Raw genomic sequence first — 19,754 nt, forward strand, 5'->3', positions numbered from 1 at the left:
GTCGCTCAGCGAGAGAGAACCGCGCGCCAACGGCGCGAGAGGCAGCCTTGTTGCGGAATGTCGTCGAACGCCGTCAGGGAAAGGCCGTCCACCGCGAGGCTTTCGATCTCGTCGCGGGTCAGCGGCCGCCAGGGCGTTGTCTGCGGTTCTTCTCTCTCGCGCGCGGAGGAAATGACGAGGAGTCGCCCGCCGGGCGCAACCATGGATGCGAGCGCACGCGCGGCCGCCGGCAGCATTTCCTCGCGGAGCGTCTGTAGCGTGTAGCATTCGTGCACAAGGTCGAAGGCGCCAATCCACTCCTTCGGCGGCGCGAAAAGATCGGCCAAGCGGTAATCGACTGAGCTGTCTGGAAAGCGCCGCTTCGCCCACGCCACGGCGCAGTCGATATAGTCGAAGGCCGAGACGCGCGCGCCCGCACCCGCGAAGGCCTCCGCATTGTCGCCCAATCCGCAACCGACATCGAGAACGCGCTTTTTCCTTACATCCTGTCGCGCGAGCCAATCCACGAGCAACGAATTCGGCGCAAGCGCCGCCCAGGGAACATTAGCGGCGTCCTCGCCCGCGAGTTCATAGATCTTCGTGAACCATTGGTCGCCTTTGGGATCGTTTGGGTCGCCCTTCGATCCCATATGCGGGTTCATCGCGTCGAGACGCGCGCGAGCCGCGGATCGACGGGCGATAAAGTCGGCGTCCATTTCCTGCCTCGTGATTCGAGCCGCATAACCGGCGTCGACGATGGCCCCGAGAAGCTGACGCGGATTGGCGGGCGCGGGTTCGATCGACACTTGTTTCGCCGAAAGATCGACCGAGACCTCGGCGTCCGGCAAGACGCTGCGCGCGGCCTCCACGACATGCTGCGCGCAACCTTTGCAATGCATGTTTTCGACAAACAAGACGATCCCCATGACCACTCCTACCTGCATAAATGCCGGACGCACGGCGAAACCCGATGCGTCTATTTCTGGCGTCAGAACCTAAGCTTGACGCCTCCGACCAGCGACCGCGGCTGTCCGGCGAGAATGCCAGCGCCTTGCGCCGTTGAGAGTAGGACCGTCGGCGTCTGGATCGCCGTTCCGGTGACGAGCGTATTCGCCATCACGAACGATCCGGCGATGTAGGTGCGGTCGAAAACATTGTTGAGGTTGAGATACATTTCGATGTTTTTGAAGTAAAAGTCGGAAATGTCGCGATTGTAGTGAACGTTCAGATTGACCAGCCCGTAGCCGGGCAGCGACGTGAAATTGGCGTTGTCGATCGTGTAGCCTGCCTTGAAGACATATTCAGCGTAGGCCCCCAGGCCCGCGAAATCGCCGGTCGGCTGATCGTATCCCACGCGCGCAGTGAGCGTATGGGGGGAAACATTGGGGATTTTGTTGCCCGAGCGGTTGTACGTCACGAACCGGCCGTTGAGGGCGCCGAGATTGTCCCAGTAGTTCGTGAAGAACTGATCGTTCAGCGTATAGGCTGCAATGAAGCGCCAGCCGTCGAAAGGCCGCCAATCGATATTGGCTTCCAGGCCGCGATGGATCGAAGCGGGAACGTTCGCCTGATAGCTGACGAGGCCATTCGACAGCGACAGGATCTCGTTGCGGAACCACTCGTTGAAGCCCGTCAGACTCACGATCACGTTACGAGACGGCGTCCAGTCGACGCCGAGATCGACGCCCATATTGGTCTGCGCCTGAAGATTGGAATTGCTCCCGGCTCCGGTCTGCGTCGACGTCAGGAAGAGGAAGGAAGGCGTGCCGTAACCCGCCGCATAGCGCGCGCGGACTTGCCATTCCGGGCTGTAACGATAAGTCAGCGAAGCTTCCGGCGAGGTGTTCCAGTAATCATTGTCGACGCCGACCTGCTGCGGCAGTCTCCAGCTTCCATTGGCGTTGTAGTTGTAAACGGTGTTGACGCCCCAGACGCGGTTCCAGTTCGAGCTGAAGCCCACCACGCCCGTCAATTGCGGCGTCAGCGCAATCTCCTCTCGCGCGCGCAGCCCGATATTGGACGTATAGCTGTCGATCTTGCCGACGGCCCCGCCGATCGCGCCATAATTCCAGACGTTGGGAAGCTGGTTGAAAAGCGGATTCGTGGTTTTTACATTGTTGTAGAAAAAGCCCAGATAATGCGTGGCGGGGAAGCCGAAAATCGCGGCGCGGCTCGTCACATCGGTGCTGGCGTCGATGCCGACAGACGGGCCTCGGATCGCAACCGGTCCGCCGAGGCCGCCCAGCACGGCGGGCCCGACCTTCGGCGGCGGCCAGGTGCCGTTGATATAGTCGAAATAGTTATAGGTGACCTGGCTCCGCCAAGTTGTGGCGTTGTCGAAATCATGCTCCCAACGGAAGCCGCCGATCATCTGCTGCGAATGAAGATGTGAGCCAAGTTGCCAGACGCTTTGATTGACGAGCGGCGCCAGGGCCGACGTGAAGATGCCATTGGCGGGCACGTTTAGATTGTTGCAAAATGGCAGATTGGCGGGAACGGCGATGGCGCAGCCAAACTGTTTTCCATAGGGGTTCCAGTAATACTGGTTTTGGGAGCTTCTGTTCATGAACGTCGAAAACGAGTCGTTGAACAGATATTTCAGCATGAAGCGATCACTGGGCGTCGGCGACCATCTTGCGAGGAGCCGCGCCTGGTCGCCCGAAAAGGCGCTGCGCGCCAGATAACCGTCGCCGCGCGCGTCCGACGCAAAGATCGAGACATCGAACTCGCCGAACTCCGTGGTCGCGACCTTCTTGCCCGCCCGCAGATAATTGTTGATGTAGCTGAAACTGCCGAATTCGGACCCGGTGTCGACTCCGTCGACCTCCGCGCCGGAAAACGTCCGGAAGTTGACCGCGCCGCCAGTCGCGTAGTTCCCGAACAGCGCCGAGGAGGGACCGCGATAGACATCTGCCCCGGCATAGGCGTGCGGATCGAGAATGTCGGTGCGGCCCGTTCCGTCGGCTGTGGTGATCGGGAATCCATCCTCGTACAGCATGATGTTGCGGACGCCGAGCGGATAGCCTACCCCGAAGCGGGAGCCTGAGCCGCGAATCGAAATATTGACTTCGCGCGCGGTATTGCCGTCCTGTATCTGAACGCCGGGGCTGTATTGCAGCATTTCCCGCACAGTGAACATGGGCGTCGGCCGGAGAAATTTGTGATCGACCGTGGTCACCGTCTGACCGGGCGGATCGCGGTAGATCGACAGCCTGACGCGCGACGGCTGGAATCCGGGCGCGGCGCTTATGTTTTGCGCGGCCGCCGGCGCGGCGGCGAGGGCTGGCGCAGGGCTGGATGCGCGAGGCGCGGCGCGCCGGGCGGCTCCCACCTCAATGCGCGGCAGCGTTTGCTGCGCATGAGCGACGGCGGGAACGAAAGCGAGAACGAGCGACGCGATGGAGACATCGCGCAGAAGGCCTGAGCGTGACATGGATAGCTCCTGGAGCGACCCGGCAGGCCGCACACGATTCGAAAAAGGAAAGCCGGCCCGAGAGGCGGGCCTTGCGCCTGGAATCAGGAGGCCAAAGGCGGCGATCTCGGCGATTGAGATCGCGGTCGCTCAAAAATCCTCAACGGCGCGCTTTGAGAGAAGCTTTTCCCCAGAGTCGCCGGCGCGGTCGGCGGCAGAATGAGGGCGCTACAAAACGCGATATTCTGTTTCGCATGGCCATCGCCGGAATCGGCTAAACAAGCGTCGCAGCAATGCCGCCAAATATCGCCGGGGATCGGCGGTTTGCCGGGGACATTTCCCGACGAGCAGTTCGCCTCAATCGGCGCAGAGACGCCGGCGGGGATAGCGCCATGCTCCGTTGACAGCCCCACCGCCGACAAAGCGGCGCTTTGGAGCGTCAGCAGAAGCAAAAATATCCAGGCCGCGCGGAGCAAGGCTCAACCTCTTGTGACTTTCAGGAGTCGATTAGCATCCAACGGTAACGCGAACGCAACCGGAATGGGTTCCACCCCGCCGCCAGACGAAGGGAAGTTTTTTGTTGCAAAAGCGCAACAGTAATGGGTAGCTTAACGGTCGGAGGCGCGTTCGATGAGTATTGGCGCGAGATGCGGAAATCCCTCCAATGAGAATTTTGGTCGTCGAAGACCAAATTGACATGAGCATACTGATGTCCGACCGCCTCGAGCGATCAGGATATCTGGTCGATCGCGTCGGCGTGATCGCCGACGCGCGAGAGGCGTTGTATGCTTATGATTATCCGATTTTGTTGCTGGATCGGCGGCTGCCGGATGGCGACGGTCTTGATTTTTTGCCCGAGATTCGTGCGCTTCGGCCGAATATTCGCGTGCTCATGGTGACGGCGCTGCGCTCTCTCGACGACCGCATCAACGGTCTCGACGCCGGAGCCGACGATTATCTGATCAAGCCATTTGCGCCTGATGAGCTTCTTGCCCGGATACGCGCCAGTCTGCGGCGTCCTGGCGCCGCGCCGATTCCTCCGGTTTTGTTGGGCGCATTGTCCTTCGATCTCAATTTGCACGAAGCTCACGTAAGCGGCCGTCCGCTGATCCTGCACAAGCGCGAGCTGCTGCTACTCGAGACGCTGATGCGGCGCGCCGGACGCGCCGTCGCTTATTCTGTCATTATCGATGAAATCTACGGTCTGGACGAGCAGGTGCAGAATGACGCGCTGAAAATGCTGGTTTCCCGTCTCCGCCAGAAACTCAGAGAGGCGGATGCGGGCGTCGAGATTTATGCGACGCGGAGCGTGGGTTACTTGATCGCGCGGGCGCGCGTTTGATGTGGCTGCATTCTCTCAAATCCCGCCTGATCCTGTATTGGATTCTCGGTTCGTTGCTCGCTTATTTTTCGACCCCCGTCACCGTGCAAATCCCTCTTGCATTTTTTTGGGGCCGCGATCATCGGCAGGCGCTTGAGGTTTGGACGACGAAACACGCGAGAGACATCGTCGTCGATGCGCTTCGGCGCGGATCGGACGGAAAATTATACGTGGAGTCGACCGAGCGACTGCGGCGGCATCAACAACGAAATCCGGACTTCCGCTTCGCCGTGTTCGATCCGCACGACGGCGCCTTGCTGCCAGGATCGTCCGAGGAGCTGGCGGCCCATTTCAAGCCGCTGATGGGAGACGTCGAAGTATTCGGTTCGCTTTTCCATTTGACCGACGACGCCAATGTCAACGCGCGAGGATATGTCCGCACAACGCTGACCCGTTACGGAAAGCTCGGCACAATCGTATATGGCTCGAATTTTCACTGGGACGACGTCTTCTACCAATTGAACGCCTATGTGGTGGCCGAAAATCTCCTTGCTTATGCGCCGCTTTGCGCGCTCATCTCGCTCATCGGGTTTTTCGTGGTGCGCGGCAGCCTGGCTCCCCTGCGCGTAGCCGCCGCGAATATCAGAAAAATAAATATAGACACGCTGAACTGGCAGGCGGCGAACGCCGATCTGCCATCGGAAATTTTGCCTTTCGTCGAAGAAGTGAATGCAGCCTTCCAGCGGGTACGAGATGGGGTCGCGCGTCAGAGGCGCTTCACCGCCAATTCGGCGCACGAACTCCGCACGCCAATTGCGATTTTGTGCGCGCGGCTGGACAAGATGGCGGATGGCCCGCTCAAGGTCGAATTGCAGCACGACGCCACGCGGATCAAGACGATCCTCGAGCAACTTCTTGTTCTCGCGCAGCTCGAAGAGCGCGGCGACGGAAAAGCGCCGCCCGAGCTCGATCTCAGAAGCGCGATTTTGACGACCATCGCGGACTTGATGCCAATCGCTTATCAAAACGATCGCCAGATTGAATTCGACGCGCCCGACGACCCCGTTCTCGTCTACGCCTATCGGTGGGCCGTAGAGAGCGTTGTGACCAATCTCATTGAAAATGCGATGCGGGTCGAGCCGTCCAACGGTCTCGTCATCGTTCGCCTCACTTCGGACGCCATTGTCGAAGTCGTGGACCACGGCGAAGGAATCGCGCCACAGGATCGCGAAATGATCTTCGAGCCGTTCTGGCGCAAAAGCGACGCCACGCCCGGGACCGGATTAGGGCTGGCCATCGCCAAGGAGTTGATAGAGAAACAGGGTGGCCGGCTCTGGGTCGTGGAGACGCCGGGAGGCGGCGCGACCTTCAAGCTCGCCTTTGCCCCTCGGCAAATGACGGCTGCACGATGCGTGTCGACGCCTGTGCGACCCAAACCAATCGCAAATGCATAACTCAATCAATAAAGGGAATTTTTGCCGACAGCTTTGAGGCGACGCCGACCGCATGAAAGGCAAATCTATCCGGCCTGCGGGCGCTTTCCGCGATCGATGCGCGTCGCGATCCAGACGACGTGCCGGGCCCCGCCTCTCTTGCCATTGGCGCGCAGCTTGATCTCCTCGACGCCGAACCCGGCTCTGTGGAGTCGCTGCGTGAAGCTGCGATCAGGGCCGGACGACCAGACGGCCAGCACGCCTCCGGGTCGCAAGACGTCACGAGCGGCCCTCAATCCCGCGATGTCGTAAAGGCCGTCATTGGCTTCGCGCGTCAAACCTTCGGGGCCGTTATCGACGTCGAGCAGGATGGCGTCATAGGGCGCGCGCGTCGAGTGGATGATCTGGCCCACATCCTCTTCCAGGATCGAGACGCGCGGATCTGTCAGACTCGTCCCATACAAATCCGCCATCGGACCGCGCGCCCACGCGACCACTGCGGGAACCAGCTCCGCGACAACGATAAGCGCCTTGGGGTCGGCGACCGCAAGCACGGCGCGCAGAGTAAAACCCATCCCCAGCCCGCCGATGAGAATGCGCGGGTCCTGGCGGGAATGTATTCTCTCGCATGCGAGCGTGGCGAGCGCCTCCTCGGAGCCGCTGAGACGACTATTCATCAATTCATTCTGGCCCAGCATGATCGAGAATTCGGCTCCCCGGCGCATGAGCCGCAGCGCGCCTTCGCCGCCAGGTATTCGGGCCGTGTCGATCAGGGACCAGGGAATCACGCACGCCTCCAGCCATGTCGTCAACGCGCTCGTCGCCCCCTCGTCAGAGCGCGCGTCGAAATATCAAGCTTAGATTATTCGCTGGCATTTCGATAATCTCGGGCCCTTCGAAACCCGCTTGCCGGCCAAGATCGGCCACTGTTTCGAGATCACGCACGCCCCAGGAAGGATCTTGAGCGCGAAGGCCGGCGTCGAATTCGGCGTTGCTTTGCGCGGTATGCGCGCCGTCCCGCTTGTAGGGACCATAAAGATAGAGCGGCGCGCCGGCCGGCAGAATCGCTCCGGCGTTGTCGAAAAGGCCCACCGTCGCCGCCCATGGCGAAATATGAACCATGTTGATGCAGATGACGGCGTCCGCCCGCTCGATTGGCCAGGGCGCCCGCGCCGCATCCAGAGCGAGCGGCGCCCGCACATTTCCGACGCCGGCGGACGCGATCCACGCCACGACGCTCTCGCGGGCCTTCGAGCTGGGGTCGGATGGCGCGAATGTCAACTTTGTCAGCTCCGCCGCGAAATGCACGACATGTTCGCCGGAGCCGCTCGCCATCTCCAGCACGAGTCCACGTTCCGGCAGAACCGCGCGCAGGACGTCCAGGATGGGCCCGCGATTGCGGGCCGCCGCGGCGGAGAAAAGACGATTGTCGCCCATGCGCTCACCGAGACTCCGACAACGAACGCTTCCTTCTTTCGCGGGCGATCGCCTGGTCGAGGGCTTGAAGGAAACGGGATCGGTTCGTCGAGGAAAAGGGCGGCGGGCCGCCGGTCGCCTCGCCCGTCGAGCGGATATGCTCCATGAGAGAGCGCTGCGCGAGGGCGAGACCGATGGAATCCTCCGTAAAGGCGCGCCCATAGGGCGCAATTGCATGCGCCTCTTTGGCCAGAACGCGCGCAGCCAGGGGAATATCGCTGGTCACGACCACATCGCCGGCGACGACATGTTCCGCGATCCAGTCGTCGGCGACGTCCGCGCCGGCCGCGACAATCACCCTCGTAATCAGCGGCGATGTTGGGATTTGCATGAAGCTGTTGGAAATCACGAAGGTCTGCAGTCCGTAGCGGATGGCGACTTTGTAGGTCTCCTCCTTCACCGGGCAGGCGTCGGCGTCGATGTAGATCTTAAGGGTCATGACAGCAGGATAGCACATGGAGGGCGGCCTTCCCCGCCCTGAAAACACGCGTTGTTCCGCTTTGCGCCACTGCAGCCTTTCGCCGCGCCAGCTCAGGCGGCTTCTCTATCATAGGCTCTGCCGACGAAGAGCCCGGACACATGATCCGGGCTTCTCTTATAGCTTTGGAGGTCTTTACGACAGCCGCTCCACCAGCACCGCTTTGGCGCTCTGTCGGACCCGAAACTTCATGCCATGGCGCTGACCGAACATTTGGGCGGCGCTGCGGATGCGCGCCAACGGAACATTGTAGTAGCGCCACGCGTCGCCCAGATTGAATTCGCCAAAACCATATTTGATACGTTTATCGGTGGTTTTATCGCTCATGGTAGCTTGCGCGCCTTTCTGGTTGAGTTACTCGAGAATGAGATGTGAGTTGTATTTCATATATGCAAGCATGGCTACAGGTGATGGCTCACATAAGCAAAATCGCTCCTCGCCGGCCCGCGGCTGAATAACCGACATACGACTCATTTTCGGCCTGAGCTTGCTATTCGAGAAAAATAGCCTACCTGCAGGCTATCGGGTTAGCGGAACCGTCAAATGGTTCAACTTCCAAAAGGCTTTGGGTTTATCTACCCTGACGTCGGTGGAAATGACGTCTTTATCCACGTCAGCGTCTGTGATGACATAGTCGCAGAGGTCCGATCCAAGAGTTCTAGTCATTACCCCTCCGGGCGCGACATTCCCTTCGCGCGTCGCCGGTAGGCTCCTCCATGCAGTCGGCCTTTCTGAGCTGGTGGTTAAGGATCAAGATGATTATTTCGAACTGGCCTCGCAACGGATGCGACGAGGTCAGGAAATCTACGTCGAACATTCGCAGGCAACCCGCCTGAGCGCCCTTGTTCGACGCCAAAGCCTACACCTTGACGCTGGAATCGCTCTACGCGAGGATGTGGGAACGATATCGATCAGGATTGCCCCTGCCGCGGTCTGAGCATCCATCGCCCGGCCAGTCGGTCAGCATTCAGGCGCCATGTCGATCTTCACGCGCGCCGACCGCATGAGATCGACGTCGATTCGTTCAAGATTCTCCACCGGCGCGTAATGGGCGAACTCGGCCGTCGCCTACAGCTTCTTCTTCCACTATCTCTCGGTCGTCGGCCCCGGGAAATTCGCGAGCAAACGCAACTGAACGGCAGGAGTCATTTGATGGAGGAGTCGACGGTCAAACGCTTCTTGCCCTGGGTAGTCGCCACGGCGCTGTTCATGGAGCAACTCGACGCGACCATCGTGAACACTGCGGTTCCTGCGATGGCGGAGAGCTTGCAGGTGACGCCTCTGAGCCTGAAGGCCGTCGCGGCGAGCTATGTGTTGAGCCTTGCCGTCGGCATCCCGGTCAGCGGATGGATCGCGGATCGCTTCGGGACAAGAAGGGTCTTCGCCGTCGCTATCGCGGTCTTCACGATCGCGTCCGCGCTGTGCGGATTGTCCCAGAGCGCCGGGCAGATGGTCGTGGCCCGCATCCTTCAGGGCGCCGGCGCGGCGCTGATGATGCCCGTCGGCAGATTGACCATCGTGCGGACGTTCGAGAAGAGCGAACTGATGACCGCGATGAATTTCGTCATCATCCCGGCCCTTATCGGCCCGCTTCTCGGGCCGACGGTCGGCGGTCTGATCGTGCATTGGCTGTCATGGCGCGAGATCTTCTTCGTCAACGTCCCCATCGGGATCGTCGCGCAATGGCTGATCCATCGCCACATGCCCAATTACCGTGAGGATGCGCGCCGCCCCTTCGACTGGCGCGGCCTCTTACTTTTCGGTTCGGGCACGGCGCTTCTCTCCTGGCTTCTGGAGATCTTCGGCGAGCATCAGATCGAACTTGTTACAGGCGCTGTCCTCTTCATCGTCGCAATCGCGTTGCTTCTTGCCTATTGGCGGCATGCTCTGAGAGCGCCTTACCCGCTGCTCGATCTCGCTCTGTTCAAGAAGCGGACGTTCGAAGTTTCCGTCACCGGCGGCTTCGTCACAAGGCTAGGCGTCGGCGGCTTGCCATTCCTGACGCCGCTGCTGTTGCAGGTCGGTCTCGGACTTCCCGCGTGGAAATCGGGACTCCTCATGATGCCGACCGCAGCCGCCGCCATGGGTATGAAGATGGCGTCGAGACCCATTCTCGCCCGCTTCGGCTACCGCGCCGTGCTCATCGTCAACACGGTGATGATCGGCGTCACGACCTGCCTCTACGCCCTGGTCACCGAGCAGACGCCGCTCGCCGCCGTCGTCGCCATCGGCTTCGCGCTGGGCTTCTTCAACTCGCTCCAATTCACCAGCATGAACAGCATGGCTTATGCCGATGTCGAGCCCCAGGAGTCGAGCATGGCGGCCACGATCGCAAGCTCATTCCAGCAAATATCGATGAGCTTCGGCCTCGCCATCGGGTCGCTGGTCGCCGCTTGGTTCCTCGGCGGGGCGTCGCAGTCCAATCCCCACGCCGTCATCAACGCCCTTCATGGCGCTTACCTGTCGCTCGGCTTGCTCACCATCGTCTCTTCCCTGTCCTTCTGGAGATTGCATGCGACAGACGGCGCCAGCCTGAGCCGCGCAAGCCCGGAATTGGCCTGACAAGCGAAAACTCCATCGATGATGGAATCGCCTAGATCGATGTTTCCAGCCGAGCCCGGATTTGCTTCATCGTCAGATCTTCAGCCTCAATGAGAAGCCCGCCTGCCAATTCTTGGCGATCTGCGGGCCGTTGAGATTCTGATAGACGGGCAGCCCGGCCTCGAAGGCGATCGACGCCGCATCGAGCCCGATAAACTTGCCGCTGACGACGCCGCCGCCAAAGAGCTCCACGCGCTGGCCGCCGTAGAAGGCGGGGTTGGTCGGCACGGCGCGGCCGAGGATTTGCGGATCGAAGCCGGAGATCTGCCCCTGCGTCACGCCGCTGACGCGAAAGGTCGTCGTCACGCCGGGGATCAGGGTATAACCCGCCCAGCCGTTGAACTCATGCAGATCGCCGAAGCGCCAGTTCTCCGGATTCTTGGCGAGCGGCAACCGCGCGCGGTAGGAGAGTCCCCAGGACCATTGGCCAGCGTTTCCAGCATAGACGATCCCAGGAAGAATATCGAAGGTGCCGCTGCCGGGCTGCATGCCGTAGAAGGCGCGAAGGTTGGAGATCGTTCCGTCCGGCTGCAGCAGATCGAAGCGGGCCGCGTTGTAGCTGAACGGATAGGCGAAACCGAGATTCACCTGAACCCTGTGCACGGGGTCCTGGTAAATCCTGTAGATCGCACTTGTGGTGAAATCGGCGAGGCCGAACGTTCCCGGGTAACTTCTGCCCAATGGCGTGACGCCGGATTGCCCCTTGAAGGTGAGCGCCTCGAGCCGTTTTTCGACGATCGACGCCGTGACGACGACAGAAAGGTCGTCCGAAAGACCATAGGAGACCACGCCCGTCTGCGAAGCGACGGCGATGTTTTGCGGCACGAGCCGCAGCTTCTTGGTTGGATCGACCCACCAGGGAATGGTCGAGACGATGAATTCGGAACTGACGCCCTGCGCGCCGATCCGCTGTCCCGACAGATTGGCCCAGATCGGCGCGATCGCCAGCACTAATTTGCCCTTGGCGGGCATGTCAGCGCCGAACACGCCCATGGGCGCCGGCGGCCGCGACTGGGTCGCGACAATTTGCGGCGCGACGTCTGGCGGCGCAAGTTGCGGCGGAGCCTTGACGACGGCCGCGCGCTTCGCAGCGGCCGAGGCAGGCAAGGCGGCGCCAAGCGATAGGGCGCAGCCGGCGAGCAATAGCGACCTCAATAGCCGGCCACGCCTGGCCGTCTCTCCTGCATGCAGAGTCATGTTCAAGAACCTCTGATCGTCGATGAGAAGTTGCGGCGCTTTCCGTCGCATCCGCCTCAACCTGCTGCGGACAAAGCGCCCAAAGCTGACATTTACATTCTTGTTCTACTCGATAAGTTTAATCAACTACTCTAAAATATGATGTCAGAAATAAAGAAAAACACAGTTTAACATATAGTTGTGCGATCAGAGGCGATGGAGCTTATACTTTTCAGTATAATAATAGTTCTCACTTTCGGCGGGACGCGCCCATGGCGTGGCGTCGGCGCAACACTGTGCGAGCGCAGTCCGGAATAGTGAGAGGCAAGAGTCGCTCTACAGCGTCACGGCCGTGACTCGCGGGCCGCCGCGCGAGGCGCTTGGCAACAATGCTTCAGCGATTTTGCGCGCCTCCAGCGCCGGCGCCGGGGTCTTCTTGATGGCGGCCTTGACGATTGCGCCGTCCATCAGCAGGTCGAGCTGTTGCGTGAGCAATTCAACGTCATTAACCCCCGCCGCATGGACGAGCGCGCGCAACTGCTCAATCACATGGCTCTTATGCGCGCGGATGATCTCGGCGAGCTTCTCATCCGTGTTGCGGCCCTCCATCGCCGCATTCATCAGCGCGCAGCCGAGATAATCATCGCGTCTGAACCATTCGTCCATGATGTCGAACAAAGCGAGCAGCTTTTCGCGCGGCGTTCCCGGGGTCTCTGCAAGCCTTGTGAAGAACCAGGCGCGCCAGACGCTCGCTTCATGCGCAAGCGCCGCGTGGATGAGCGCATCCTTGGAGCCATAGCGATTGTAAAGCGTCATCCGCGCGACGCCCGACTCCTCAATGATTTCATCGACGCTCGTCGCGGCGACGCCTTTGCGGCAACAAAGGCCGATCGCCGCTTCGAGGAGACGCGCATTGGCTTTGGGCCCTTTCGGCGGCGCGTCTTTCTGACCCGTGCGGGCGCGGCCCATGCGGTTGACGGCCGTCGGCGACAGGCGGCTTTTTCGCTTTGCGGACAGGCGATTTTCCATTTTTTCTAGACCATTCGTTCTAAGAGCGCCCGCTCGATGCGGTACTTGACTATCAATTTCAAGGCATTGCAGCACGAATGGCGGCGAAACACCAGCATATTGATAAATTCGATTATATTTGTAGTCTATATACGAAAGGAAGCCGCCGCCGTGCTTATCCCTGCTCCGCTCATCGCGCTGCGACGCGTCACGCATCGCTACGCCCATCATGCCGCTCCGGCGCTCGCCGACGTCAGCCTGCGCGTCGCGCCCGGAGAATGCGTCGCCGTCATCGGCCGCAGCGGCTGCGGAAAATCGACGCTGTTGCAGATCATGGCCGGTCTCGTCCAGCCGACGGGAGGCGACATCCATTTCGCCAATCGGCGCGACGCCAGGAAGCCAATTCGCCGCACGCTGATGTTTCAGCGCCCGCTGCTTTTTCCTTGGCTTGACGTCGCCGGCAACGTCGCTCTGGCGCTACGTTTCGACGGACGCAAGCAGGAGACGCCGGGCCGCGTCGAGGAGCTGCTCGCGCGGACCGGCCTCGCCGGACGCGCGCGCGCCAATGTGCGCGAACTCTCCGGCGGGCAGCAGCAGCGCGTGGCGCTCGCGCGTTCGCTCGCGGTCGATCCTGACATTCTTCTTCTCGATGAGCCCTTCTCCGCGCTTGATCCGTTGACGCGCGGCGAGCTGCGTCGCCAGTTGCGCGAGACGCAGCAAACATTCGGTTTCGCGATGACGCTCGTCACCCATGACGTCGACGACGCGCTCGATCTCGCCTCGCGCGTCGTCGTGATGGCGGCGGAGCCAGGACGCATCATCGCCGAACATGACATTCCGAGTGAGATGGACGGCGAGACCCGCGCAACGTTGCGCGCGCGCCTTCTCGACGCTCTCGAACCCGAGCCCTGCTCCATCGCTATAGACGCCTGACGAAAGCTGAAGACCAATGTGCAAGGACTGCGATCAATATGATCTTCACTATGCGCCTGGCGGGGGCGTATCGCGCCGCCACGTCCTCGATCGGCTCGCCATGGGCGGCCTCGCGGCGCTGCTCTCGGCCCTGCCGGACGCTGCGCGCGCCATGGAAAATGACGTCGACACGCTACGTATCGGCTATCTGCCGATCACCGACGCAACGCCGCTGCTCCTCGCCCACGCCAAGGGCTATTTCGAGGAGGAAGGGTTGAAGGTCGCCAAGCCCGAACTCATTCGCGGCTGGGCGCCGCTGATCGAGGGCTTCGCCGCCGGCCGCTTTAACGTCGTGCATCTTTTGAAGCCGACCGCGCTCTGGCTGCGTTATGGCGGCCATGTGCCGGTGAAGGTCGTCGCCTGGGCGCACACGAATGGCTCGGCGCTCGTCGTGCAGGGCGACGGCGGCGTGAAAAGCTTTGCCGATCTCGCCGGCAAGCAGCTCGCCGTGCCCTTCTGGTATTCGACGCACAATATCGTGCTTCAATATGCGCTGCGTAAAAGCGGCCTTACGCCCGTCATCAAGCCGCAGGACGCGACGCTCGGCCCCAAGGAAGTCAATCTGCAAATCCTTCAGCCGCCGGACATGCCGCCGGCGCTCGCCGCCAGGAAGATCGACGGTTACATCGTCGCGGAGCCGTTCAATGCGCTTGGCGAACTGAACGCCTCGGCGCGCGTGCTGCGTTTTACCGGCGACATCTGGAAGAATCATCCCTGCTGCGTCGTCTCGATTCTGCAGCCGCTGATCGAGAAGCGGCCCGAATGGACGCAGAAGGTCGTCAACGCCATTGTGCGCGCGGAAGTCTACGCCTCGCAGAACAAGGAGGAGGTTGCGAAACTGCTCTCGCGCGACGGCCTGGGCTATCTGCCGGCGCCGGCGAAAGTCGTTACGCGCGCCATCACCGGCTATGCGCAGGAGCCAGCCTATAAGGACATCATCCGGCATGCCGATTGGGGTAATGGGCGCATCGATTTCCAGCCTTGGCCCTATCCGTCGGCGACGCGCCTCATCGTGCAGCAGCTCAAGGATACGAAGATCGAAGGCGACCGCGTCTTTCTCGACAAGCTCGATCCGGATTTCGTGACGAAAGACCTCGTCGATTACGCGTTCGTGAAACAGGCGTTGGCGCGCTACCCCGATTGGCGACGCGACAGGAGCGTGGCGAGCGGCGATCCCTTCAGCCGCCAGGAGATAATCGCGCTATGAGCAGCGCAGCGATGACCTCCCCGTTCCGCCGCCGTCGGGCCGCAAGCCGCCTGCCGGCGCTGGGCGGACGCGTGGCGAGCGCGCTCGTTGATTTGAGCGGCCTCGCCGCCCTCCTCGGCCTGTGGGCGCTCGGCGGCTGGCTGATCGCCCGCAATCCGGCGACCGCCGCCTTCGCCGCCCTCGCGCCGGCGCCCGCCCTGCGCCGTCTTTACGAGATGCTCGTCGACGGCTCGGCGTTCGCCGCCGCCGGCCCCAGCCTCGCGCGCATCGCCGGCGGGCTCGCCATCGCCTTTGCCTTGGGCGCGCCGATCGGCGTCCTTGTCGGGCGCAGCGCGCTGTTTCGCAAGGCGACGCATCTGCCGTTCCAGCTGTTGCGCATGGTGAGCCCGCTCGCCTGGATGCCGATCGCCATTCTCGCCTTTCCGACATGGAACGCGGCGATCGTCTTCCTGATCTTCGCCGCCTCCATATGGCCGATCATTTTCTCGACCGCGCACGGGTTGCGCAAGCTCGACCCGGACTGGTTTCGTCTCGCGCAAAATCTCGGCGCGGGACGCTTGCAGATCCTCACCGCCGTCGTCGTTCCGGCCGCCGCGCAGGATGTTCTGACCGGCCTGCGCCTCGCGCTCGGCGTCGCCTGGATCGTTCTGGCGCCGGCCGAATATCTCGGGGTCACCAGCGGGCTTGGCTATGCGATCAACGACGCGCGCGACACGCTGGACTACGACCGCCTCGCCGCGACTGTCGTTCTTATCGGCCTCATCGGCTTCTTCCTCGACGCGCTGATCGTCGCGGCGATCGCGCGCGTCTCCTGGACCCATCAAGACTAACTTCAAAGGATATTCTTCGACATGAGCAATGACGCCCCGGTCCTGACCTCCTGCCTGGCGCCGATCAGCAAGGACGGGCTCGACGCCCTCATCGCCGCCGGCAAAGCAAATCCTGCGGCGATCAAGACCGTAAAGTGCCGCACTGTGGCCGAAGGCCGGTTCCGCCATCTTAACTTCGTCCGCAATCTGCCGCCGCAAATCGTCGACGAGCCGCCGGCGCTGCTCGGCGACGACACCGCGCCCAATCCGTCCGAGGCGCTGCTCGCCGCGCTCGGCTCCTGTCTCGCGGTCGGCATTCACGCCAACGCCGTCGCCAACAACATCACCGTGCGTTCGCTCGCGCTCGATCTCGAAGCCGACATCAACATCACCTCGGTCTGGGGAGCGGGCGACATCTCGCCAAAGCCTGTGGGCTTCGACGCGGTCCGGGTCAACGTGACGCTCGACGCGGACGCGCCGAAGGAGACGCTCGACGCGCTGATCGCCCATGCGCAGAAATGGTCGCCTGTCGCCAACACCATTGCCAAGCCCGTCGCCCTCACGGTGGCGCGCGCCGAAAAGGGTGACGCATGAGTCTCGCTGACGCCGCCGCGCCCTTGGCGCCCGCGCCGCCAAAAAAGGATGTTCTCGCCCGGGTGCGCGGCGTGGTCGCGCGCGAACTGCGGCCGCTCGCCGCGCGCATCGACGCGGAAGGCCTCTACCCGTCCCACGTGCTGAAACAACTCGGCGCGGTCGGCGCCTTCGCCCAGCATCACGAGGGCTTCGGCGAAAGCGCCGCAATCGATCTCGGGCGCGCCATTCAAGCGATGAGCGCCGTCGCCGAGGTCTGCCTCTCCACGGCCTTCTGCGCCTGGTGCCAGGACGCGTTCGGCTGGTATCTGCAGAATTCCGAGAACGCCGGGCTGCGCGCTCGCCTGCAAGCCGACGCCGCCAGCGGCGCCATCCTCGGCGGGACAGGCCTTTCCAATCCGATGAAGGCGCTCTCCGGCATCGAGCCCATGAAGCTCAAGGGCGAGCGCGTCACCGGCGGCTATCGCGTCGACGGCGTTTTGCCCTGGGTCTCCAATCTGGAGACGGGCCATTATTTCGCCTTTTGTTTCGACGCCGGTTCCGAGGCGATCATAGCGATCGCCCGTCTTGGCTTTGACGGCGTGGAGAGCCGCAAGGGCGCGAAATTCATCGCGCTTGACGGCACGGCGACGCGTGCGGTCGGCTTCAAGAACGCTTTTGTTCCTGACAGTATGCTTCTGTCCGAGGCGCTGCCGCGCTTCGCGCGAAGCATCAAGCCCGGATTTTTGCTGCTACAGACCGGCATGGCGGCGGGCCTCGTGCGCAATTGCGCGCAGCTCATGCGTGAGTTGCCGACGCGTATGCGCGAGGTCAACGCCTATCTTCCGATCGGCCCGGGGGCGCTCGAGGAAAAGCTGGGCGAGCTTGAAGGCGAAATCCTGACGCTCGCGGCCGCGCCGTTCGAAAACGACGCCGACTATTTGCGCCGCGTTCTCTCCGCGAGGCTCGAGGGATCGCGCCTCGCGCTCGAGGCGACGCAGGCGCTCATGCTCCACGCCGGCGCCAGCGCCTATTTGCGAAACTCGGTCTATAGCCGTCGGCTTCGCGAGTCCTATTTCGTGGCGATCGTCACGCCCGCGACGAAGCACCTCTTGAAGGACCTATCGACTGGCTCGGACGCCTAACCTCTGTGTAACGGGCGCGAAGGAGCGTCTGCGCGCACGGCCATGACTCCGCCAAACCACGATCGAAACCCGTGACCCGCATCCCGCGGGGTGCGGCAGCTTGGCGCGACGACCGGCCTATAGAGGCTTCCGCACGCCTATATCGACAGTTGCGGGTTGGCGAGCGATCCGAAGGAGCCGCTGAGTTCCGCACGATCGGGCGCGGCGCAGCTCACCAATACTCCTGCCCCAGGCGAACGCCTACGCGATGATCCGTCGCCGCGCGGAAGCGGCCGACATCAAGACAAAGATCGGCAATCACTCTTTTCGAGCTGCGCGCGTCACCGCCTATCTCAGGAAACGCGGCACGCTCGAAAAGGCCGCCAGCATCACGAATCACGCGTCGACGCGCGCCACCCAACTCTATGATCGCCGCTGGGACGAGATGAACCTCGATGAAATCGAACGCGTGGCGATCTGATGACGCTCATTCATCTCAAACGCATCGATCCGGCCAGGAACATGGCGCGCTTCTATGAGATGGCGTTGCAGCCCACTTTTTTCGGCCAATTCACGCTCCTACGTGAATGGGACCGCATTGGACAGGCTGGACGTTTGCGCGCAAATCTTTTCGAGGACGAACAAGCTGCCGCCGCCATGCTTTTCACGAATTGCAGAATGGCGGCGATCAAGTAGAAGAGGAACCGCGTCTCCGCGTGGTGAAGCAAGCCGTTGTCGTGCGCGAAAGAGCCATGCGGTCTTCTCCCTGGCGAAGCGCCCATCAACTATGCGCACTTCCCTCTATCTGGAGGGCGACGAGTCGCGACGGTCTTCGACCTTGGGAGAGGCCGTGGCCGGCACATAGCCGCGTTTCACAAGATGGTCTCGCAACGCCTCGGGAAAGGAAATCTTTTGCCGTTTCGCGGAAGGGCATTTGTCCAGCTCGACCGCCAGAGCGCATTTTTCCAGAGGCCATTCGGATTTGCGGTCGTAGCTTCTGAGCATCCGGCGCCAGGCGTCATCGAACGCGCCGAGCTGAGCCTTCGCGGCGACCCAACCGGCGAGAAAGCCGTTTGTCGCCCATAATTCGGGAGTCTGACGCGCCCATCCTTCCATGCGTGCGAGCTGGTTTTGGAGATAGGGACGCATGCCGGCCTCCCCTGTGACGTCCCTGAGCTGATCGCCGGAAAGGCGATGCGCTTTCGGCGGCGCGAAGGAAGACGCGTAAGAGTCGAATGCGTAGAGGAAAGAATTGTCCCGGCTCAAAAGCTCGACGGACCCGTCGCCGTCTACGTCCTCATATTCATATCCGTCGCCGTCGAGCGTTTCCCCCGCAAGGATCCGCCACTTTCCGGATTCCAGGGCGGTCGCGATTCTGGTGACCGTGCAACAATGCGCGCCGCCCCAGAAATAGCTGAACGCCACTTGCGGCTTCGGGCTATGCGGATCGAGCCTTATGAAACGCGCGCGGGAAGAGAAGGTTTGCCCCTCGACCGCCGGGCTTTCGTCGATGCGCGCAAAAAAGGTCTCTCCATTCGTCTCTCCGCGAAGCGTCGGCGACCGGTTGCCCTCTTTGTCGCATAGGCTGTCGAGAATGACGGCGACACCTTCATAGGACGCTTTCGCCGGCCGCTCGCCTTTATATTCGACCATTTCGAGAATGGGCGACGGGGGCGCGTCGAAGACTGCTTCGGCATAACGCTCCCCGCGCGAGAGATAGGCGTCCGCGTTCAGCCGGAGGCGCGGCTCCAGGACGTTTCTGGCTTTGTCGATCGATCCGACGGCGAGAGGTCCGAGGACGACGGCGAACCATCCGTTGTTCGATCTGAAGACGCGCACCCCGCTGATGCTGCGCCCATAGTCCCTGGCGATTTCCACCGCCTCCGCTTTATCCTGCTTCGACGTCAGGACCACCCAGCGCTCGCCGCCCTCCAACCGCAATCCCGCGGCGAGACCGCTTCCGGAACAGCTAAAGAGAAAGGCTGCGCGGACGATGGCGTTGGCGAGATTCTTGCGCATGACGTCCTGCGATGGTGAGTTCGCTCGGCCCTTGCGAGCATCGGACCTCTCCTGGTTAAGGCCTATCGCGAGCGCTCGCAATGACCGCTAGACGAGCGCTGGCGCCGATGCAACCGGAGCCTGCCGCAATTTGGAAGCTTCACCTTTACGGTGCATCTCCCGCAGGCGC

At 61.9% G+C, this 19,754-nt stretch carries 19 protein-coding genes and 1 pseudogene; 11 read left to right on the forward strand and 9 right to left on the reverse strand.

From position 1 onward, the window contains the following. Positions 1-5: 5 nt before the first annotated feature. Together MMG94_RS11060 and MMG94_RS11065 are read right to left on the reverse strand one after the other, a co-directional pair. Positions 6-905 (reverse strand): methyltransferase domain-containing protein, encoded by a 900-nt coding sequence (locus tag MMG94_RS11060; protein ID WP_016921388.1) that lies wholly within the window; start codon positions 903-905, stop codon positions 6-8. A gap of 62 nt (positions 906-967) precedes the next feature. Next, positions 968-3,412, reverse strand: coding sequence for a TonB-dependent receptor family protein (locus tag MMG94_RS11065; protein ID WP_016921389.1), 2,445 nt, complete (start codon positions 3,410-3,412; stop codon positions 968-970). 643 nt (positions 3,413-4,055) lie between these two features. On the opposite strand from MMG94_RS11065, the gene MMG94_RS11070 reads away from it, so the two are divergent. Further along, on the forward strand, positions 4,056-4,733 hold the full coding sequence (locus tag MMG94_RS11070) for a response regulator transcription factor (protein WP_016921391.1): 678 nt from the start codon (positions 4,056-4,058) through the stop codon (positions 4,731-4,733). Continuing rightward, positions 4,733-6,166: a sensor histidine kinase gene (locus MMG94_RS11075; RefSeq protein ID WP_016921392.1), complete on the forward strand. Its 1,434-nt coding sequence runs from the start codon at positions 4,733-4,735 to the stop codon at positions 6,164-6,166. Before MMG94_RS11070 ends, MMG94_RS11075 begins: the two co-directional genes overlap by 1 nt. Positions 6,167-6,231: 65 nt before the next feature. Here MMG94_RS11075 and MMG94_RS11080 read toward each other — a convergent pair whose 3' ends face one another. From MMG94_RS11080 to MMG94_RS11095, 4 genes are all read right to left on the reverse strand, one after another. After that, positions 6,232-6,933 carry a spermidine synthase gene (locus tag MMG94_RS11080; RefSeq protein WP_026016474.1) on the reverse strand — a complete coding sequence of 234 codons (702 nt, stop codon included), beginning with the start codon at positions 6,931-6,933 and terminating at the stop codon, positions 6,232-6,234. 43 nt (positions 6,934-6,976) lie between these two features. After that, positions 6,977-7,582: a DUF938 domain-containing protein gene (locus MMG94_RS11085; RefSeq protein WP_016921394.1), complete on the reverse strand. Its 606-nt coding sequence runs from the start codon at positions 7,580-7,582 to the stop codon at positions 6,977-6,979. A 4-nt stretch (positions 7,583-7,586) separates the two neighbouring features. After that, positions 7,587-8,060, reverse strand: a complete 474-nt coding sequence (locus MMG94_RS11090) for a YaiI/YqxD family protein (protein ID WP_016921395.1) — start codon at positions 8,058-8,060, stop codon at positions 7,587-7,589. Between the two features lie 174 nt (positions 8,061-8,234). Continuing rightward, entirely contained in the window at positions 8,235-8,426 is a 192-nt protein-coding gene (locus MMG94_RS11095; protein ID WP_016921396.1) for a hypothetical protein, read from the reverse strand. Between the two features lie 160 nt (positions 8,427-8,586). Here MMG94_RS11095 and MMG94_RS22135 point away from each other — a divergent pair. After that, positions 8,587-8,807 (forward strand): annotated as a pseudogene (locus tag MMG94_RS22135) (cold-shock protein). Positions 8,808-9,251: 444 nt separating this feature from the next. After that, on the forward strand, positions 9,252-10,661 hold the full coding sequence (locus MMG94_RS11105) for a DHA2 family efflux MFS transporter permease subunit (RefSeq protein ID WP_016921398.1): 1,410 nt from the start codon (positions 9,252-9,254) through the stop codon (positions 10,659-10,661). A gap of 72 nt (positions 10,662-10,733) precedes the next feature. On the opposite strand, the gene MMG94_RS11110 is transcribed toward MMG94_RS11105, so the two are convergent. Continuing rightward, positions 10,734-11,807, reverse strand: a complete 1,074-nt coding sequence (locus tag MMG94_RS11110; protein WP_244415487.1) for an alpha-amylase — start codon at positions 11,805-11,807, stop codon at positions 10,734-10,736. A 405-nt stretch (positions 11,808-12,212) separates the two neighbouring features. Beyond that, positions 12,213-13,100: a TetR/AcrR family transcriptional regulator gene (locus tag MMG94_RS11115; protein ID WP_244962196.1), complete on the reverse strand. Its 888-nt coding sequence runs from the start codon at positions 13,098-13,100 to the stop codon at positions 12,213-12,215. On the opposite strand from MMG94_RS11115, the gene MMG94_RS11120 reads away from it, so the two are divergent. The 7 genes from MMG94_RS11120 (at position 13,056) to MMG94_RS11150 (ending at position 18,262) form a co-directional block, all read left to right on the forward strand. Then, positions 13,056-13,817: an ABC transporter ATP-binding protein gene (locus MMG94_RS11120; RefSeq protein ID WP_244415489.1), complete on the forward strand. Its 762-nt coding sequence runs from the start codon at positions 13,056-13,058 to the stop codon at positions 13,815-13,817. The genes MMG94_RS11115 and MMG94_RS11120 overlap by 45 nt on opposite strands. A 16-nt stretch (positions 13,818-13,833) precedes the next feature. Beyond that, positions 13,834-15,063 (forward strand): ABC transporter substrate-binding protein, encoded by a 1,230-nt coding sequence (locus MMG94_RS11125; protein WP_016921402.1) that lies wholly within the window; start codon positions 13,834-13,836, stop codon positions 15,061-15,063. Beyond that, positions 15,060-15,893 (forward strand): ABC transporter permease, encoded by an 834-nt coding sequence (locus MMG94_RS11130; RefSeq protein WP_016921403.1) that lies wholly within the window; start codon positions 15,060-15,062, stop codon positions 15,891-15,893. Before MMG94_RS11125 ends, MMG94_RS11130 begins: the two co-directional genes overlap by 4 nt. Positions 15,894-15,914: 21 nt before the next feature. Continuing rightward, entirely contained in the window at positions 15,915-16,466 is a 552-nt protein-coding gene (locus MMG94_RS11135; RefSeq protein WP_016921404.1) for an OsmC family protein, read from the forward strand. Continuing rightward, positions 16,463-17,587, forward strand: a complete 1,125-nt coding sequence (locus tag MMG94_RS11140; RefSeq protein WP_016921405.1) for an acyl-CoA dehydrogenase family protein — start codon at positions 16,463-16,465, stop codon at positions 17,585-17,587. The genes MMG94_RS11135 and MMG94_RS11140 overlap by 4 nt, the downstream gene beginning before the upstream one ends. 247 nt (positions 17,588-17,834) lie before the next feature. Continuing rightward, positions 17,835-18,047, forward strand: a complete 213-nt coding sequence (locus tag MMG94_RS11145) for a site-specific integrase (RefSeq protein WP_016921406.1) — start codon at positions 17,835-17,837, stop codon at positions 18,045-18,047. Beyond that, a complete protein-coding gene (locus MMG94_RS11150; protein ID WP_016921407.1) occupies positions 18,047-18,262 on the forward strand; it encodes a WGR domain-containing protein in 216 nt (71 codons plus the stop codon). Before MMG94_RS11145 ends, MMG94_RS11150 begins: the two co-directional genes overlap by 1 nt. Positions 18,263-18,367: 105 nt before the next feature. On the opposite strand, the gene MMG94_RS11155 is transcribed toward MMG94_RS11150, so the two are convergent. Then, positions 18,368-19,585, reverse strand: a complete 1,218-nt coding sequence (locus MMG94_RS11155) for a hypothetical protein (protein WP_016921408.1) — start codon at positions 19,583-19,585, stop codon at positions 18,368-18,370. Between the last annotated feature and the right edge of the window lie 169 nt (positions 19,586-19,754).

The organism is Methylocystis parvus OBBP, from assembly GCF_027571405.1.
Classification (GTDB): domain Bacteria; phylum Pseudomonadota; class Alphaproteobacteria; order Rhizobiales; family Beijerinckiaceae; genus Methylocystis; species Methylocystis parva.

What these genes read in the sequence shown, in the direction of transcription:
- MMG94_RS11060 (WP_016921388.1), bottom strand. Translation starts at nt 905, where the DNA reads ATGGGGATCGTCTTGTTTGTCGAAAACATGCATTGCAAAGGTTGCGCG.
- MMG94_RS11065 (WP_016921389.1), bottom strand. Translation starts at nt 3,412, where the DNA reads ATGTCACGCTCAGGCCTTCTGCGCGATGTCTCCATCGCGTCGCTCGTT.
- MMG94_RS11070 (WP_016921391.1), top strand. Translation starts at nt 4,056, where the DNA reads ATGAGAATTTTGGTCGTCGAAGACCAAATTGACATGAGCATACTGATG.
- MMG94_RS11075 (WP_016921392.1), top strand. Translation starts at nt 4,733, where the DNA reads ATGTGGCTGCATTCTCTCAAATCCCGCCTGATCCTGTATTGGATTCTC.
- MMG94_RS11085 (WP_016921394.1), bottom strand. Translation starts at nt 7,582, where the DNA reads ATGGGCGACAATCGTCTTTTCTCCGCCGCGGCGGCCCGCAATCGCGGG.
- MMG94_RS11090 (WP_016921395.1), bottom strand. Translation starts at nt 8,060, where the DNA reads ATGACCCTTAAGATCTACATCGACGCCGACGCCTGCCCGGTGAAGGAG.
- MMG94_RS11095 (WP_016921396.1), bottom strand. Translation starts at nt 8,426, where the DNA reads ATGAGCGATAAAACCACCGATAAACGTATCAAATATGGTTTTGGCGAA.
- MMG94_RS11105 (WP_016921398.1), top strand. Translation starts at nt 9,252, where the DNA reads ATGGAGGAGTCGACGGTCAAACGCTTCTTGCCCTGGGTAGTCGCCACG.
- MMG94_RS11115 (WP_244962196.1), bottom strand. Translation starts at nt 13,100, where the DNA reads ATGCGTGACGCGTCGCAGCGCGATGAGCGGAGCAGGGATAAGCACGGC.
- MMG94_RS11125 (WP_016921402.1), top strand. Translation starts at nt 13,834, where the DNA reads ATGTGCAAGGACTGCGATCAATATGATCTTCACTATGCGCCTGGCGGG.
- MMG94_RS11130 (WP_016921403.1), top strand. Translation starts at nt 15,060, where the DNA reads ATGAGCAGCGCAGCGATGACCTCCCCGTTCCGCCGCCGTCGGGCCGCA.
- MMG94_RS11135 (WP_016921404.1), top strand. Translation starts at nt 15,915, where the DNA reads ATGAGCAATGACGCCCCGGTCCTGACCTCCTGCCTGGCGCCGATCAGC.
- MMG94_RS11140 (WP_016921405.1), top strand. Translation starts at nt 16,463, where the DNA reads ATGAGTCTCGCTGACGCCGCCGCGCCCTTGGCGCCCGCGCCGCCAAAA.
- MMG94_RS11145 (WP_016921406.1), top strand. Translation starts at nt 17,835, where the DNA reads ATGATCCGTCGCCGCGCGGAAGCGGCCGACATCAAGACAAAGATCGGC.
- MMG94_RS11150 (WP_016921407.1), top strand. Translation starts at nt 18,047, where the DNA reads ATGACGCTCATTCATCTCAAACGCATCGATCCGGCCAGGAACATGGCG.
- MMG94_RS11155 (WP_016921408.1), bottom strand. Translation starts at nt 19,585, where the DNA reads ATGCGCAAGAATCTCGCCAACGCCATCGTCCGCGCAGCCTTTCTCTTT.